This window comes from Rhizobium sp. A37_96 (assembly GCF_053521765.1).
In genome coordinates this window covers 902,574-918,909 of the sequence record NZ_JBNWDS010000001.1, presented here as the reverse complement: position 1 = coordinate 918,909, position 16,336 = coordinate 902,574, and the positions used below count along the sequence as shown (strand labels likewise).

The window sequence follows — 16,336 nt, the reverse complement described above, 5'->3', positions numbered from 1 at the left end:
GCCGCTCAGATCTCGTGCTTGCGGATGTTGTGCAGCACCTTGTGCAGAGTCGAGATGAAGGCGCGGTATTCGGCTTCCTCGACGCCGTCGAACATCTGCAGGAACAGGTCGTACATGGTCGGCCACACCTTCTCGAAGGCGACGCGGCCTTCTTCGGTGATCGAAACGTCGCGGATGCGCATGTCTTCGACCCGTGGCTGGCGACGGATGTAGCCCTGCTGCTCGAGGGAGTCGAGCGTGCGGCTCATCGTCGATTGTTCGGTCACCGCGAAGACGGAGAGCTCGTTGATGGTGACGCTGGAGGATACGCAGAGGACCGCGAGCGCCCGCATCTTGGCGGTCGTCATGTCGTATTCGCGTAGTTCCTCCGACATGTTGGCGTTCCAGCGCGCCATCAGCCGGTTCATCAGATAGGGTGCGAAGTGATTGAGGCCGATTTCGCCCATGGTCGGGCGCTTTGCGTTCTCATCGCGCTTGCGCCTCAAAACGGTGCCTGAAAACCGTTCCTCCATCGACGACACTCCTCCTGAAACCTATTACTTCAGCGATGATGCGAGCAGGAAACCGGAGCCCCCGCCGAGACCTGGACCGGGATGCGCCGAAGCGCCGATGTGGTAAAGGCCCGTAACGTGGGTGCGGTGGTTAACAGATGACTTGAAGGGGCGCCAGATGAAAAACTGGTCGAGGCCGCAATAGCCGCCGTAAGGGTCGCCGCCGACGAGGTTCATGTTCATCGCCTCCAGATCACCCGGAGAATAGGCCCGGCGTGCGAGCTTTATCTCCGAGAAGTTCTCGATGTGGCTGGCGAGCAGCGCTTCGATGCGGTCGGCATAGCGTTCCCGTACCTCTTCCGTCCAGCGGCCGTCTGCAGGCGTCGCAATCTCGCCCGCCGCGTCGCCCTTGATATGACGCGGCGCTTCGGGAAGCTGCAGCCAGAGAATCGATTTTCCTTCCGGTGCGCGGCTGGGATCGAGCGCGACAGGCTGTCCGACGCAGATGGTGGGTTCGGCCGGCAATAGCCCGCGATCGCATTCGTTGGCGGCGCGTGAGACGCCGTCGAGGCCTGGGGTCAGGTGCAGCAGCGCCACCTTGCCGAGTTCGGCATCGGCCTTCCAGCGCGGCGGTGCGGAAAGCGCGTAGTGGATCTGCATGTCGCCCTTGCCATAGCGGTAGTTGGCAACGCCCGTCTTGACCTCCGCCGGCAGCGGATCCGGCCACTCTCCCATCAGCCGGTCGTAGAGCTGGTTGGGCGTGACCGAGCAGATCACTCCGGCTTTTGCCCTCAAGGTTTCGCCACCTGCGAGACGCACGCCGTCGGCGCGGCGACTGGGGCCGGGAATGATGGCCTCGACATCGGCGCCGACACGGATTTCGCCGCCATTGTCGGTAATCAGCCGTTCGAAGGCCGTCAGCAGTTTCGTGGCGCCGCCCTTGACGATCGGTGCGCCGGCCAGCTCTATCGCGAAGCCGATCACCTTCAGCATTTCGGCGGAGTAGGCGCTTTCCGGGCCGAGACCGCAATGCAGCACCCAAGGCGCCCACAGCGCATGGATGTCCTCGGACTTATAATTGGTTTCGAGGTAGCCGCGCGCCGGCGTCAGCGCGTCGCCAAACCAGGCCGCGAGCTTGCGCAACCCGCGAGTCCAGCCTTGCTTGCCGACGGTCTTGAGGGTCGATCCCGACCATAGCGCGCCGCCGAGCAGGGAGAACAGGAAGGGAGCATCGGCGCCAAGCGCATCCATTTCGCGGGAGAATGTCTGCCCGTCGCCGAGCGACAGCTCGTCGAAGGTGGCGATATTGCGCCGCCGGTCCTTGGAAAAGATAACTCGAGAGCCATCGGGTCTCAGCACGCCGGTCGGCAGGTCGGCATGGGCAAATTCCAGGCCGCGCGCCTCCAGATCCTTGCCGATGGCGCCATAGGCCGGCGAGGTGAGGAACAGCACCATGGTCGTTGCCATGACGTCGTGTATGAATCCGGGCTCGGTGATCTCCTCCGTGCGCAGGCAACCGCCAATGCGGTCGTTGCGCTCGAGGATGAGCACCTTATGGCCCTTTTTGCCGAGCATCGCGGCTGCGACAAGCGCATTAATGCCGCTGCCGACGATGATATAATCATAATCGCCCATTGCCGCTGCCCCTCACAGCCAGGATGAATGGAAAGGCGGAGCCGAACTTGCCCCCAGGCGTCCGCCTTCCCAGCCTATCATGCAATCAACGCCAACGCACGAACCGGCGAACCGGTGCCTTTGACGAACTTCAGCGGAGCGGCGATCAGCACGGCGCCCTTGGCCGGAAGCTGATCGAGGTTGGAGAGGCTGGCAAGACCATATCGGTTGGCCTTGTGCATGAGGTTGTGTGCCGGGAAGGGCGGGTTCATGCCGCCGGCGGAACCGGCATCGGTGCCGACCGTTTCCGAGCCCCAGCCGATGATGCCCTTGCTCAGCAGATACTCGATCGCCTCGGCCGTCGGGCCGGGAGAGTGCGGGCCGTTTTCATCGGCGTTCAGGAACGTATCGGTGGAGCCGTTGCGCTTGTACCAGTCGGTGCGCAGCAGCACCCAGCTGCCGGCTTCGATGGCGCCGTTCTGGGCTTCCCATTCCTTGATGCTGTCGACCGTCAGCAGATAATCGGGATCGGCGGCGGATTCCTTCGAGCGGTCGATGACATTGACCGGAGCGACGAAATTCTGCGGCGGGATGGTGTCCGTCGTGTTGTTCGGATTGTCCTTGCCGGTGATCCAGTGACAGGGCGCATCGAAATGGGTGCCGGTGTGCTCGCCGAGTTCCAGCCAGTTCCAGGCCCAGAAGGGGCCGTCCTGATTGTATTCGGAGATCGTGTGGACCGCGACCTTGGGCGTGTTCTTGCCGAACTGCGGCGGCAGGTAGAGCACCGGAGTATCCGGGCCGAGCGGCGCGGTGAGGTCGACGACCTTGACGGACCCTGAAAGCAGGGCCGAGGCGAGGCTGGCAAGTGTGGTAGCGGTCATATGTTGGGTTCCCTCTAGTTGTCGCACGACCCCATACGAAAAGCCGCCACGCGGACCTTTCGATCGGGATCAAGCTTGAAGTCGGTATCGCCAGGCGCGGGGTGCCTTTCCTCCTGGCACCGGGTCCGCGCAGCAGCGGCATGAAGCGGAGCCTATGTCACAATATATGATATTGCAAGCATTCCGGCGCGGTTCCGGATGTCAAAATTGATGCTTCGTTCACAGGCTGAGAGATATCCGTAAATCGCTGAAGTCAAACAACAAATCGCGACGAAACTTGAGGATATGCTACTTTAGATTGCGCTTTCGACTCGTATTTCGTGCCAACAGGTACTTGAAGCTTAAAGCTCAAGATGTATGCATGTGACAATAATAATAATCGATGAAAGAGGGGCAGACGATGAGCTATGATGCGATCATAGTCGGGGCCGGTCATAACGGCCTGGCGGCGGCGGTGCATTTGGCCGCCAAGGGCTGGAAGGTTGCTGTAATCGAGGGCAATGCGGAGCCCGGCGGGGCGGTCAAGACCCGCGAGGTGACGCTGCCCGGCTTCCGGCATGATCTTTGCGCCATGAACCTTTCCATGTTCGCCGGCTCGGCTTTCTTTGCCCAATACAAGAACGAGCTTTCGGCCGAGGGGCTGGGCTTCGTTCCGGCTGCGGATTGCTTTGCCAGCGTCTTCCGCGACAACACCTATCTCGGCGTCAGCACCGACCTCGAAAAGACCACGGGCGCCATCGCCGACATATCGCCGCAGGACGCCGCGGCCTGGCGCAATATGCTCTCGCAGTTCGGTGCGGATGCGCCCCACATTTTCGGCCTGCTCGGCTCACCCATGCCCTCCATGGCGGCCGCCAAAGTCGTCTGGAAGGCTTGGCGCGAAAAGGGAACGGGATGGGTCTACGACACGGCGCGCATGCTGTTTGCCTCGCCGCGCGATTTTCTCGATGCGCGTTTCCAGAACATCAAGCTCAAGACGATGATGGCCGCCTGGGGGCTGCATCTCGACTTTGCCCCCGATGTCGCCGGCGGTGCGCTGTTTCCCTATCTCGAATCCATGGCCAATCAGGCCTTCGGCATGGTGATCGGCAAGGGCGGCGCCGATACGATCATCAACGCCATGGCGGCGGTGCTGAAAAGCAAGGGCGGCGAGCTGATGCTGGGTACGCGCGTCGACAAGATCGTCACGGCGGGCGGCAAGGCGACGGGGGTCGTTTTGGCCGATGGGCGCCGCTATGACGCGAAGCGTGCCGTCATCGCCAACGTCCATCCGCAGATTCTGTTCGGCAAGCTTCTGGATCGGGATCCGTCGCGTCAGGAGTTCGACGGCAAGGTTTCGCGCTTCCGCGCCGGACCCGGCACGATGATGATTCATCTGGCGCTCTCGGGCCTTCCGGATTGGACGGCGGGCAAGGCGCTGCAGAACTTTGCCTATGTGCATATCGCGCCGGATCTCGAGATGATGTCGCGTGTCTATGCCGAGGCCATGGGCGGGCTGTTGCCAGCCGAGCCTGCGCTGGTGGTCGGGCAGCCCACGGCCATCGATCCCTCGCGCGCGCCGGCCGGACAGCATGCGCTCTGGATTCAGGTGCGCGTGCTGCCGGCGGAGTTCCGCGGCGATGCCGCGGGTGAAATCACCGGAACGAGCTGGGACGCGATCAAGGATACCTACGCGGAACGTGTTCTGGATATTCTCGAGCGCTATGCCCCGGGCGTGCGTGGCAAGATATTGGGACGCTCCGTCTTTTCGCCCGTTGATCTCGAGCGTGAGAATCCGAACCTCGTCGGCGGCGACAACCTCTCCGGCAGCCATCATCTCGACCAGAATTTCCTGTTCCGTCCCGTTGCTGGCTATTCGCGTTACAAGACGCCCGTGGGTTCGCTGTTCATGTGCGGAGCCTCGACGTGGCCGGGCGCGGGGACGGGGGCCGGCTCCGGTTTCATGTTGGGGAAAATGCTGGCGAAGTGACAGCCGTACGACTTGACGCCCAAACCTTTGACATTTCAAATATTGCTCCCTAGATCGCTTAGATCAGCGATGTGGAACGATAGACCGAGGCGATGCCATGACAGAGTCAGAGAGTGCAACCGTTGACCTGGAGATCATCGTTCAGGGAACGCAGGAAGGCAAAAAGCTGGAGCTGCGGCTCTGGCTGCGCATGCTGTCCACCACGAAGCTGATCTCGCAGGAAATCCGCCGCCGGCTGCGCAACGAATTCGGCGCGACCTTGCCGCAGTTCGACCTGATGGCGCAGCTCTATCGCGAGCGTGAGGGCTTGCGGCTCGGGGAGCTGTCGAAGCGAACCATGGTCACGAACGGCAATGTGACCGGGCTCGTCGAGCGGTTGGAGACGGATGGGCTTGTCCTGCGCGTAACGCCCGACGGCGACCGGCGCGTGACGGTCGCCAAGCTGACGGCAAAGGGCGAGACGCTTTTCAGCGCCATGGCAGCGGCCCACGAAGGCTGGCTGCGCGACATGATGGCGGATGTCGATCCCGCCATCGTCAGCGAGCTCTGGCGGGATATCGGCGCCGTGAAGTCATCCGTCAGCAATCATCTTTCGGATGCCGACTTCGATTGATGGCGGCGCTTATCTGGCCCGTTCGTTCTTGAACTTCTTCTCGAGCACGCTGACGAGACGCACCATCGGCCACAGCAGGATGACGTAAATCACAGCGGCCATGATCAGCGGCGAGGGGTTGGCGTAGAATCCTTGCGCGTTCTGCCCTTCTTTCAGCAGTTCCGGCAGGGCCACGGTCGAGGCAAGCGACGTGTCCTTGAACATCGACACGCAGTTGCTCGTCGTCGGCGGGATGACGATGCGGACTGCCTGCGGCAGCACGACCTTGTAGAGCGTGATCAGAAACGGAATGCCGAGCGCGGCGGCCGCTTCGAACTGGCCGCGCGGCACGCTTTCGATGCCCGAGCGGAAGACTTCGGCCGAATAGGCGGCAAGCACGATCGAGAAGCCGAGGATGGCCGACCACCAGGCGGAAAAGCTGATGCCGACGAAGGGCAGGGCATAATAGATCAGGATCAATACGACCAGCATCGGCATGGCGCGCATGATGTCGATATAGGCGATCATCAGCAGCTGCAGCGGCTTGGGGGCGTAGAGGCGGATCAGGCTGATGATAAGCCCGCCGGTCACGCCGATCAGGATGCTGACCACGCCGAGCGCGATTGTCATCCAAAGCCCGCGCAGCAGCTGCGGGAAAGCCGAGATCATGACGTCGGAATTGAGAAAGGTATCGACGAAAGACATTGGCACTCCCGTGTGCAAAACGAAGATAAGATTTCTTACATCTACGCCGGTCGTTGCGACCGGCGTAGTCTCATTTCAACGATGATCTTTTGATCACGCCTTGGGGATAGGCAATTCGGTGACGGTGGACGAACCAGCCGGTGCCTTGCCGCCGAACCACTTCTCATGGATCTTTTCCAGCGTGCCGTCTTTCTTCATCGCGGTGATGGCGTCGTTGATCTTGCCGAGAAGCGGCGAGTCCTTGGTCATCATCAGGCCGTACTGCTCGCCGGTCTTGATGCGATCCTTGATGGCGAAGCCCTTGGTCTTGACGAAGAGATACTGCATGCCCGGAATGTCGCTGACGACGGCGTCGATGCGGCCTGCGCCGAGATCGAGGAACATGTCCTGCTGCGAATTGTAGCCCTTGACGTCGGCAAAGCCTTGAGCGGCCTTGTTGTCGTTGACCCATTTTTCACCCGTCGAACCCGACAAGACGCCGACAACCGTGCCCTTGAGGTCGGCAAGCGCCTTGATCGAACTGCTTTCCTTGGTGGCGACGCCCATGTCCGAGTCGTAGTAGGGCTGCGTGAAGGACTGCGACTTCAGGCGCTCCGGCGTAATGGTGATGGACGAAATCGCCACGTCGATGCGCTTGGAGCTCGTTGCCGCGAACAGGGCCTGGAAGCCGTAGTCGGCGATATTGGTGGTCATGCCGGCGCGCTTGGCGGCTTCGTTGACCACATCGACTTCGAAGCCTTCGAAGCCGCCATTGGCGGTCTTGTATTCGAAGGGCGGGTTGTTCGGGTAGGAACCGACGTTCAGCGCATCGGCGGCATAGGCGAGGTGGCTTCCGCCGGCCAGGCCGACGGCGGTCGCTAGGACCAGCAGACTGCGACGAGTAATATGCATTTTCTTAGTCTCCCTCTGGTTATGGCTGCGGGCTTTTCCTCTCACCCGCGGGTATTCCCGGCCGCCCGGACGGGCGGTCGTATCATGCCATCGCATCGACCATGCGGTCGAGCGCGATACGCATTTGTTCGGTTTCGCGGAACGTGCACATGCGCAGGAATGCGCGGGACGACTCGCCGAAATGATATCCGGGCGCCAAACCGACGCGGGCCGTTTCCAGGATGCGCTCGCAGAGCGCCGTGGCATCGGCTTCGCCCTGCAGCGCAAAGAAAGCATACATGCCCCCGCGCGGCTTTTCCGGCAGGATCATGCCCGGTATCTTCGGCAGCTTTTCATAGGCAAGGTCGAGGCCGGCCTTGATCCGTCCACGGATTTCGGCAACCAGCGGCTCGCCTTCGCGCAGGGCGGCTGCTGCTCCGGCCTGAACCATGGCCGAGGTGCCGCTGTTGATATATTGCGTCATGGCGCCGAGCTGGTCGGCGATGGCCGACGGGTGCGTCAGCCAGCCGACGCGCCAGCCGGTCATCGCCCATGCTTTCGAGAAGCTGTTGATGGCGATCACGCGATCGCCGTCTTCCGCTACCTGCAGGATCGAAGGCGCGATTTCGCCGTCGAAATAGAGGCGGGCATAGACCTCGTCGGAAATGATCCAGATGCCGGTGCGGCGGCTGAAATCGAGCAGGGCCTGCATCTCCTCGCGCGAGGCCGTCCAGCCCGTCGGATTGGCAGGCGTCGACAGGAAGATTGCGCGGGTGCGGGCATCGCAGCGGGCGAAAAGCTTGTCGAGATCGAGCCGCCAGTCGGTGTCGAAATCGAGCGATACGGCGCGCGGCTCGCCGCCGATCAGGTGGATGGCGTTGTGGATGTTGGGCCATTGCGGCGCCACGTAGACGACATTGGTGCCGACATCGACGAGCAATTCGAGCGCCATATAGAGAGCCTGCATGCCGCCGGGGGCGACCGTCGTGCGCTCGATGGGGATCGGGTGCTGGTGCCAGTGCGTCTGATACTCCGACAGCGCTTCGTTCAGCGTTGCCAGCCCGCGCATGTTTGGAACGTAGAAGGTGGCGCCGTCGTCGAGCGTCTTCTTCGCCGCCTCGCGGATAAAGTCCGGCGTCACCATGTCGCCTTCGCCGAACCAGAGCGGAATGACGCCGCCGAGTTCGCGGGCGCGCTTGGCAAGGACGGCGATGTTGTCGGTGCGCATGTCGCGGATCTGGGCGCGAATGCCTTCGAGGGCGTCGCGGCCTGACATCGCGTTCGGCAGGTTATGCTGCGGCAGAAGAGACAAGGAATTTCCCCTGGGAATCCGGTGTTGAAGGGTTGGAACGGCGGCGGAAGCTTTCGCTTGGACCACCCTTCAATTTCGAATGGTTATCCAAAAACGGATGCATTTCAAGGACAAAGTTTAAGCTTAAAAAGTCTATTTCGCTGCTCGATTCCATATCATGGGCTTTCGTGGTAACTCTATGATAAAAATCAGCTTTCTTTCTTCTTTCCGGCTTGCTTTTCCTGTCTTGCGGCATCGACGCCCGCCGTCAGGCCGGCACCGAGGAACATCGTGTCGCTCGCCAGGATGAAGAAGCTTATGCCGGCCTTCGACCACGCGCCGACATCGTCTGGCGAGGGGCGGAAGATGCCGACCGCGCGACCGGCGGACAGAGCCGTTTCCGTGATGGTCCTGATGGCCGCATCGAGCCTTTCCTTGCCCGCCGGTCCCATGGCATCGATCGAAACCGAAAGGTCGCCGGGGCCGATGAAAATGAGGTCGATACCGTCGACGGCCGCGATCTCGGCGATATTGGCAAGTCCCTCCGCCGTTTCCACCTGGATGGCAAGCAACAGTTCCGCATTGGCCTTGGCGAGGTAATCCGGAATGCGGTAGCCGTAAGCCGCTGCGCGACCCGGGCCGACGCCGCGCGCGCCGTGCGGCGGATAGCGGGTGGCCTTGACGGCTGCGCGAGCCTGCTCCGCCGTCGAGATCCGCGGCACGAGAACGCCTGCGGCGCCCGCATCCAGAACGGCCGCGATGTCCTCCGCCGCATGGCCGGGCACGCGGACCATGGCAGGAACGCGATGGACATCGGCGGCGCGGATCAGATCCTCGATACGCTCGCGGCTGATCTGCGAATGCTCCCAGTCGATGCAAAGGAAATCGACGCCCGCGGCTGCCGTGACTTCGATGGCGACCGGATGCGGAATGGCCGCAAACGTACCGACGAGCAGCTTGCGCTCGATACAGTTCCGTCGGAAATCGCTCATCGTCATCCTCACATTTCAGCGGTCCTCTCAACGAGGGATAGACCGAAAAGATACAACTGCGAAGCGGCAATCTGTTCTGAATTCAGGACAGCTTTCCGTGCCGGTCAATGCACCGGCACGGAGGATTTGCGGTGGCGGAGTTGTTCGGGCGCCGCCACCGCTCACAGGCGCGGCTTACTTGCGCCGCGCCATGATCTCGGTGAGAACCGCGTCGAACCGCGCGATCTCTTCGACCTTGTTATAGTGCACCAGCGATACGCGGATGGCGCCCGTTTCCATCGAAAGGCCGAGACGCTTCATCAGGCGCGGCGCGAACATGTGACCGTCGCGCAGGCCGATGCGTTCCTTGCCCATCTCGGCGGCAAATTCCTGCGGGGTGATGCCTGGCATGTTGAAGCAGATCGTCGGAACGCGCTGCTCCAGGCGAGCCTCGTCGGAAATGCCGTAGATCACAGCGCCATGGCGCTTGAGCACCGCGATCATTTCGCGCGAGAGCATCAGTTCGTATTGACGGATCGCGCCCATGGCGGCCGCGAGCGCCTCACGGCGGCTATGCTCGCCGGTCGGCAGGAAACGACGGCCGAGGCTTTCGAGATACTTGACCGCGGCATTCATGCCGGCGACGTTCTCGTAGGTGAAGGTGCCGACTTCGATCTTGTAGGGCGGCACGTCCGGAATGAAGTCTTCCTTGAATGTGGGAAGCTTGACCAATGCGTCGTAGCGGCCCCAGAGGAAGCCCATGTGGGGCGAAAAGTTCTTGTAGCCGGAGCAGACGAGATAGTCGCAGCCCCAGGCCTGCACGTCGATCAGGCCATGCGGGCCGTAGTGCACGCAATCGAGAAAGGTTTCCGCGCCGGCGGCATGCGCCAGTTTGCAGACCGCTGCGACATCGACGATCGTGCCGATCGAATGCGCCGTGACGGTACAGGCGACGAGGCGGGTCTTGTCGTTGAGCAGCGGCTTCAGATCCTCGGTATGCAGCGTGCCGTCCTCGCGCATGCGCCACCAGACGATCTTGGCGCCGTCGGCTTCCAGCGCCATCCAGGTGGCGATGTTGGCATCGTGATCCATGTCGGTGACGACGATCTCGTTGCGCTCGCCGAGTAGCTTGGCGATGCCGAGGCTCACAAGGCGGATGAAGGAGGTGGCGTTCTGGCCGAAGGAGATTTCTTCCGGGCGGTAGGCGTTGACCAGCATGGCGACGCTTTCACGCGCCTCGTCGAGATTGCGGTCGACGCCCTGGCTGTGCTGGTATTTGGCCATGCGCTGGACGTTGAAATCGATGAGGTGGTTGGCGACTGCATCGACCACCGCCTGGGGAACCTGCGCGCCACCGGCATTGTCGAGAAAGACGAAATCGCCGGCCTTCTGGATGGCCGGGAACAAGGCGCGGACCTCGTCGACCGGGAAGCTGTTGTGGCCGGTGAATTGCGATGCGGAAGGGGCGGAACTCATGGCGATCTCGCTCTGGATGTTGGGATTGAAATCTCTAGTTTGATCATTTGATCACAAAATAGTTTAAGGTTCAACCAAATTTCTCGAACTCTCGGCGTGAGATTCAAAAATGTCGGGCAAAACTGTGCGGCGGCCTTCCGATAAACGCCGGCTCAATCGCAAGGATCCCAAATCGCGAACAGCGAATCCCGCAGGTCGCGATGCACTTCAGCGGCGGGCCAGGCCCGAGCCCTTGCGCGGCTCGTCCTGCGTGGCCGGGCAATAATCCTGCAGGATTTCATGGGTGCGGCGAATGTCGGCCACGACACCGTCGCGGGCTCCGGCAAAGTCGCCGGCCTTCAGCGCCTTGACAATGGCAACATGCTCGCCGGCAGGATCGAGCTCGCCGCTGCGCATCAGGGGCTCGACCGAGGCGGAGAGCATGCGCATGTAAGGGCCGAAGCGCAGCCACAACGTCTCGATGAGCTGCTGCAGCACTTCGGAACCGGAAGCGCGGTAGATGGTGAAGTGGAATTGCTGGTTCCTGGCCATGAGATCGTAGACGTTGGCGCCGAGGCCGATCACATGCTGTTCGCCGGCGATGCGCTCGAGGGTCGCGATGTCGGTGGGGGTGAGGTTGGGCATGCCGAGTTCGGCGGCGAGACCCTCCACCGCAATGCGGGCGCGGCAAAGGTCGTCCAGCCGGGCGAGCGTGACGATCGGAATCCGGGCCGAGCCGTTGGCGGCGACTTCAAGGGCATTTTCGGCCGCCAGACGGCGCAGGGCCTCGCGGACCGGCATGTTGCTGGTGCCGAAGGTTTCGGCGAGCGAGGCGATGGTCAGCGTCTGGCCGGGATCGAAATTGCCGGCCATCAAAGCGTTTCTCAGCTGCTGATAGACGCTCTCCTGGATCGTCGTTCTGGTGGACACCGGTTCCAGGGCTATGCGCACGCTCGCTTCCTTTTCGCTTCTCGGGACTCGTTCATGGTAGAACGAAGCGTGGCCGAAAGGAAAGGGGGCCTCTCGGAGCGCATGTCAAGCTTCCTCTGTCTCCCAGTTCGGCTCGTCCGTTTCGGGAGCGGTCTCGCCGTTCCTTGCCCGAGCTTTCCGTAAGCCGAGGCCGACACCGACGAGGGCGAGGGCGCCGCCGATGGCATGATAGGAATGCAGCTGTTCGCCAAGAAGCGCCCAGGCCAATGCCGCAACGACGATGGGCAGAAGATTGATCAGCAGCGACGTCCGGCTCGCCCCGAGCTTATGAATGCCGATCATCCAGCAGAGCGGCGCGACGAGGGACGTCGGGATCGCGGCATAGAGGATCAGGGGCAGGTTTGCGGTGGTGACCGGCGAGATATCGCCCATCAGGAAGACAGGGATCAGCAGCAGGGTCGAAAAGCCGATCTGCCAGAAGAGTTGCTGCCAGATCGGGATCGGCATCGCCCAGCGCTTCAGCATCACACCATAGAGCGCATTCGACAGGACGGCGATGATCATCAGGCCGTCGCCGATATGGAAGCCGCCATTCAACAGCCGCATCGGATCGCCCTGCGAGGTCAGATAGACAAGCCCGATCAACGAAATCGCGCCGCCGGCAAGGCTTGCCACAGTAAGCCTTTCGCCTGCAAGAAGGCCCGCGAGCACGGTCGACAGCAGCGGCATCAGGGCTATCATGACGCCCATGTTGACGGCCGATGTGGTCTTGGCCGCCTCATAGGCAAGGCTCTGGTAGATCACCATGCCGAGGGCGCCGAGGGTGGCGAGCTTCAGCCAATGCTGCCGAAGCAGTGCCCGGTTCTGCCATGCCGCGCGGCCGACGAAGGGCAGGAGCACGACGAAGGCAAGGAGCCATCGGTAGAAGGAAATGGAGCCAGGAGAGATCACGCCGGCGGACGCCTTTGTGACGACGGTATTGCCGGACCAGATCAGCACCGTCAGCAACGGCGCAAGACCGGCCGCGCTGACGATGGATGCGGAAGCGTTCGGCTGGGTGCTCATGGGGGTGGTCTCCCGTCGTCTTTTGGCTTGGGGCGAAATGCAGGAGGGTGACATGGTTCGCCATCCTTCGGCTGTTCTACCTTTTGTCCGAATTCTGGTATATAGCGAGATCAAGACAAGCGATAGTGAAATGAGGACATGTCTGTCAGGTCTCCACGCATCGAAGGCGATCCGCCGAACCCGGTTTCCTTCCGGACCGAGAATTACAGGGCGGGCACGGTTTTTCCCAAAAAGAGCCAGCCCTGGGGCGAGCTCAACTATGCACTCGTCGGCGTCTGCGAGTTCGACATTCAGGGCGTGCCCTATCTGTCGCCGCCGCATTATGCCATCTGGCTGCCGCCGGACACCATGCATGGCGCCCACAACAAGCACGACCTGCGCTATGTGACCGTCTATGTCGAACGCGCCCTCTGCATCGATCTGCCGGACAAGCCCTCCACGCTTAGCATCAGTCCACTCTTGAAGGCGATCCTCGCGGATTTCGCGGCGCGCGATGTGACGATACCCGAAACGGCCGAGGACTTGCGGCTTGCGCAGGTTCTGGTCGACCAGATCCGCGTGGCGCCGCGCTGCGAGAGCTACCTGCCGTTTGCCGACGATCCGCTACTCGGCCCGGTGCTGGCCGCGTTACAGGCCGATCCCGGTGATCGGAACTCCCTGACGGAATGGGCGCGCAGGATGGGAACGACCGAGCGCACATTGTCGCGCCGGTGCCAGGACGACCTCGGGCTTTCCTTCAACGAGTGGCGACAGCGGCTGAAGCTGGTCGCCGCGCTGTCGCTGATCGAGAGTGGCGAGCCCGTGCACCGGATCGCATCGCGGCTGGGCTACAGCAATGCGTCCGCCTTCATTGCGATGTTTCGCAGGCTGACGGGCACGAGCCCGACGCATATGCGTTAAAAGTCTAGGGTTCGATCAGAACGATCTCGAGCCTGCGTAATTCTTGCGGATCGGCCATCGCGTCGATGCTCGCGATCACGCCGTCCGCGCTGACCGCGCAATGAAGCGCGATGCGCAGCTGACCGCCGATCACCACGATGGCGCCGACCGCGCCATTGATGACGGCGAGCCGGGCTGCCTGCGCGCGACCGTTGAAAGCCCTGGCGACATCGGCGCGCCCGCGCATTTCACTGACCGATCCCATGCGGGCGGCAACGGCATCCGGTCGGAACACGGCTTCGGGATCGAGGACGTCCAGCAGTGCCTGCATGTCGCCGAGCCGCGAGGCGGTGAAGAAGGCATCGACGACGTGGCGCTGGCGCGTGAGGTCGGCCTCGGTCGATGTTGGCGTGTCCTGCACGCGGCGGCGGGCACGGCTGGCAAGCTGACGGGTCGCGACCGCCGTGCGGCCGACGATCGGGGCGATGTCGTCGAAAGACACGTCGAACATGTCATGCAGGACAAAGGCGAGCCGCTCGGCCGGATTGAGCTTTTCCAGCACCACCAGGAGGGCCAGGCCGACGGAATCGGCCAGCAATGCATCTTGTTCCGGGTCGGTGCCGTTTCCGGCCTCGTGGATCACCGCAGGTTCGGGGATGCGAAGGGTCAGCGGCTCCTCGCGGCGGGATCTGCGGGCACGCAGCAGGTCGAGGCAGATGCGGGCCGTGACCGTCGTCAGCCATCCGCTGAGATTTTCAACATCGGACGTATCGCTTCGCATCAGGCGCAGCCATGCTTCCTGCACCGCATCCTCGGCCTCGGTGCGCGAGCCGAGCATGCGATAGGCGACGGCGCGCAGATGCGGCCGGTTCGCCTCGAATTTCTGGGCCTGCCACTTTTTCCCGTCCATCGGTCACATTCCCTCATCCTGTTTCGTCAGACCCTATGACGAACGAAATCCGGCCGGTGTGACAGCGGATCGGCAGGAAAGTGCATCGTCAGGACATGAGCCGCAACAGCGCTCTCACACTCAGAGGAAACGAATATGCAAGCTCGTATGAAGAATCCCGTTCTCGTCCTGCCCGAAACGCTGCAGGCGCTTCTGGCCGTCAGCAACTCCATCAAGGATCGGGGCCTCTCCGAGACCGTCATGGACCTTGTGCATCTGCGTGTCAGCCAGATCAACGGCTGCAGCGTCTGCACCGACATGGGCTTTCGCAAGCTCCAGAAGGCGGGCGAAGCGATGGAGCGCATTGTGGGGGTCTCCGCCTGGCGCGAGATGCCCTATTTCTCCGATGCGGAGCGCGCGGCTCTTGCGCTCGGGGAAGCGGTCACCCGGCTTGCCGACCGGCCGGACGCCGTCACCGACGAGATCTGGAGCGAGGCCGCAAGACACTACGACGAGAAGGCGCTGTCGGCCCTGATCGTCTCGATAGCGATCGACAATGTCTGGAACCGGCTGAACTCGACGGTCCGCCAGCCCGCAGACGCATCCTGGGCCTGACTGTCAGTAAGGAGGGCCACTTTCTTCTCGCATGATGGGCAGAAGGTGGCCCGTATGTCAGGCTTCGCCGACTCGCGAAGTGACCAGCAATTTTGCCAGCCAGTCGACAAAGACGCGCACCTTGTTGCTGAGGTGCCGATTGGGCGGGTAAACGATATGCAAGGGCAGCGACGGGCGGCCCCAGCCGGAGAGGACCGGCACAAGTTCGCCGCTGGCGAGCGCGTCCCGCGCCATGAAACTGGGCACTTGCGCGATGCCGAGACCGGTCAAGGCCGCCTGGACATAGCTGCGGCTGTCATTCACCGAGAGGATATAGCGCGGGCTGATTTCCAGCGATTCGTTGCCGCGTTCGAACATGAAAGGAACCGTGCGGCCGGTTTGCGCGCGGAAATAGCTGACCGCATAGTGGCTGGTTTCCAGATCCTCGGGGCGTTCCGGCATGCCGTGCTTCTCGATGTAAAGCGGCGCCGCGCAGGTCACGAGATGTATTTCGCCGACGCGGCGGGCGATCAGCGACTGGTCGCTCGGCATTCCGGCGCGCAGGGCGCAATCGACATTCTCGGCCAGATAATCCACGAGACGGTCGCCGACGCCGAGATCGATGTGAATGTCGGGGTAGCGCTGATGGAAGTCGCAGAGCGCCGGCATGACGATCTTCTCGGCAAAGGCGCCGGCCATTTCGACGCGCAGGCGGCCGCTCGGCAGGCTCTGCGAATTGCTGATGCTGCCGTCCAGCTCCTCGATTTCGGAGAGGAGCTGAACCGCGCGCTCATAATAGAGCGCACCATCCGTCGTCACCATGACGCGGCGGGTCGTCCGGTTGAGAAGCTTGGCATGAAGATGCGATTCCAGCGACTGGATGAGCGTCGTCACCGTCGCCTTCGGCATGGAAAGGGCCGCCGCGGCGCGGGTGAAGTTACCCGTTTCCACCACGCGCGCGAATGCCCGCATTGCTGACAACTGATCCATTCTGTGATGCCCTTCGACCGCGAAGAAAAGAGGTCGATTGTTTGTTATCCTGAATAGTCTGATCGAATATAGGCTACTTATTCTCGAAGCGGAATAACAATATGTTTTTATCGAGATTGATGCAATGCGGCATGGGGGCGCCAGGGACCG

The 16,336-nt window shown here is 62.2% G+C and carries 16 protein-coding genes; 4 read left to right on the top strand and 12 right to left on the bottom strand.

Going from position 1 to position 16,336, the window contains the following annotated elements:
• Positions 1-5: 5 nt before the first annotated feature.
• The 3 genes from ACQZ6J_RS04440 to ACQZ6J_RS04430 form a co-directional block, all read right to left on the bottom strand.
• The gene (locus ACQZ6J_RS04440) at positions 6-512 is read right to left on the bottom strand and encodes a MarR family winged helix-turn-helix transcriptional regulator (protein ID WP_163986501.1); all 507 of its coding nucleotides are present in this window, start codon (positions 510-512) and stop codon (positions 6-8) included.
• Between the two features lie 24 nt (positions 513-536).
• Positions 537-2,126 (bottom strand): phytoene desaturase family protein, encoded by a 1,590-nt coding sequence (locus ACQZ6J_RS04435; RefSeq protein ID WP_449082215.1) that lies wholly within the window; start codon positions 2,124-2,126, stop codon positions 537-539.
• Between the two features lie 77 nt (positions 2,127-2,203).
• Complete coding sequence (locus tag ACQZ6J_RS04430; protein ID WP_163986499.1) at positions 2,204-2,986, bottom strand: cyclase family protein; 783 nt, start codon at positions 2,984-2,986, stop codon at positions 2,204-2,206.
• Positions 2,987-3,386: 400 nt separating this feature from the next.
• Here ACQZ6J_RS04430 and ACQZ6J_RS04425 point away from each other — a divergent pair, with 400 nt between their 5' ends.
• Together ACQZ6J_RS04425 and ACQZ6J_RS04420 are read left to right on the top strand one after the other, a co-directional pair.
• Positions 3,387-4,955, top strand: a complete 1,569-nt coding sequence (locus ACQZ6J_RS04425) for a phytoene desaturase family protein (protein WP_449082213.1) — start codon at positions 3,387-3,389, stop codon at positions 4,953-4,955.
• A gap of 97 nt (positions 4,956-5,052) precedes the next feature.
• Positions 5,053-5,568, top strand: a complete 516-nt coding sequence (locus tag ACQZ6J_RS04420; RefSeq protein ID WP_449082211.1) for a MarR family winged helix-turn-helix transcriptional regulator — start codon at positions 5,053-5,055, stop codon at positions 5,566-5,568.
• A 9-nt stretch (positions 5,569-5,577) separates the two neighbouring features.
• Here ACQZ6J_RS04420 and ACQZ6J_RS04415 read toward each other — a convergent pair whose 3' ends face one another.
• From ACQZ6J_RS04415 to ACQZ6J_RS04385, 7 genes are all read right to left on the bottom strand, one after another.
• A complete protein-coding gene (locus tag ACQZ6J_RS04415) occupies positions 5,578-6,252 on the bottom strand; it encodes an amino acid ABC transporter permease (protein ID WP_163986496.1) in 675 nt (224 codons plus the stop codon).
• A 93-nt stretch (positions 6,253-6,345) separates the two neighbouring features.
• Entirely contained in the window at positions 6,346-7,143 is a 798-nt protein-coding gene (locus tag ACQZ6J_RS04410) for an ABC transporter substrate-binding protein (RefSeq protein ID WP_163986495.1), read from the bottom strand.
• Positions 7,144-7,225: 82 nt separating this feature from the next.
• Positions 7,226-8,434 (bottom strand): pyridoxal phosphate-dependent aminotransferase, encoded by a 1,209-nt coding sequence (locus ACQZ6J_RS04405; protein ID WP_449082208.1) that lies wholly within the window; start codon positions 8,432-8,434, stop codon positions 7,226-7,228.
• 188 nt (positions 8,435-8,622) lie between these two features.
• Positions 8,623-9,405 carry an HpcH/HpaI aldolase family protein gene (locus ACQZ6J_RS04400; protein WP_449082206.1) on the bottom strand — a complete coding sequence of 261 codons (783 nt, stop codon included), beginning with the start codon at positions 9,403-9,405 and terminating at the stop codon, positions 8,623-8,625.
• Positions 9,406-9,579: 174 nt separating this feature from the next.
• Positions 9,580-10,860 (bottom strand): cysteine desulfurase-like protein, encoded by a 1,281-nt coding sequence (locus ACQZ6J_RS04395; RefSeq protein WP_163986492.1) that lies wholly within the window; start codon positions 10,858-10,860, stop codon positions 9,580-9,582.
• A 207-nt stretch (positions 10,861-11,067) separates the two neighbouring features.
• Complete coding sequence (locus ACQZ6J_RS04390) at positions 11,068-11,790, bottom strand: FCD domain-containing protein (protein WP_163986491.1); 723 nt, start codon at positions 11,788-11,790, stop codon at positions 11,068-11,070.
• A gap of 84 nt (positions 11,791-11,874) precedes the next feature.
• Entirely contained in the window at positions 11,875-12,834 is a 960-nt protein-coding gene (locus ACQZ6J_RS04385) for a DMT family transporter (RefSeq protein WP_449082204.1), read from the bottom strand.
• 138 nt (positions 12,835-12,972) lie between these two features.
• On the opposite strand from ACQZ6J_RS04385, the gene ACQZ6J_RS04380 reads away from it, so the two are divergent.
• A complete protein-coding gene (locus ACQZ6J_RS04380) occupies positions 12,973-13,734 on the top strand; it encodes an AraC family transcriptional regulator (protein ID WP_449082202.1) in 762 nt (253 codons plus the stop codon).
• A gap of 4 nt (positions 13,735-13,738) precedes the next feature.
• Here ACQZ6J_RS04380 and ACQZ6J_RS04375 read toward each other — a convergent pair whose 3' ends face one another.
• Positions 13,739-14,623 carry a sigma-70 family RNA polymerase sigma factor gene (locus tag ACQZ6J_RS04375; RefSeq protein ID WP_449082200.1) on the bottom strand — a complete coding sequence of 295 codons (885 nt, stop codon included), beginning with the start codon at positions 14,621-14,623 and terminating at the stop codon, positions 13,739-13,741.
• Between the two features lie 135 nt (positions 14,624-14,758).
• Here ACQZ6J_RS04375 and ACQZ6J_RS04370 point away from each other — a divergent pair, with 135 nt between their 5' ends.
• On the top strand, positions 14,759-15,217 hold the full coding sequence (locus ACQZ6J_RS04370) for a carboxymuconolactone decarboxylase family protein (protein WP_449082198.1): 459 nt from the start codon (positions 14,759-14,761) through the stop codon (positions 15,215-15,217).
• A 57-nt stretch (positions 15,218-15,274) separates the two neighbouring features.
• Here ACQZ6J_RS04370 and ACQZ6J_RS04365 read toward each other — a convergent pair whose 3' ends face one another.
• Entirely contained in the window at positions 15,275-16,186 is a 912-nt protein-coding gene (locus ACQZ6J_RS04365; RefSeq protein WP_449082196.1) for a LysR substrate-binding domain-containing protein, read from the bottom strand.
• Between the last annotated feature and the right edge of the window lie 150 nt (positions 16,187-16,336).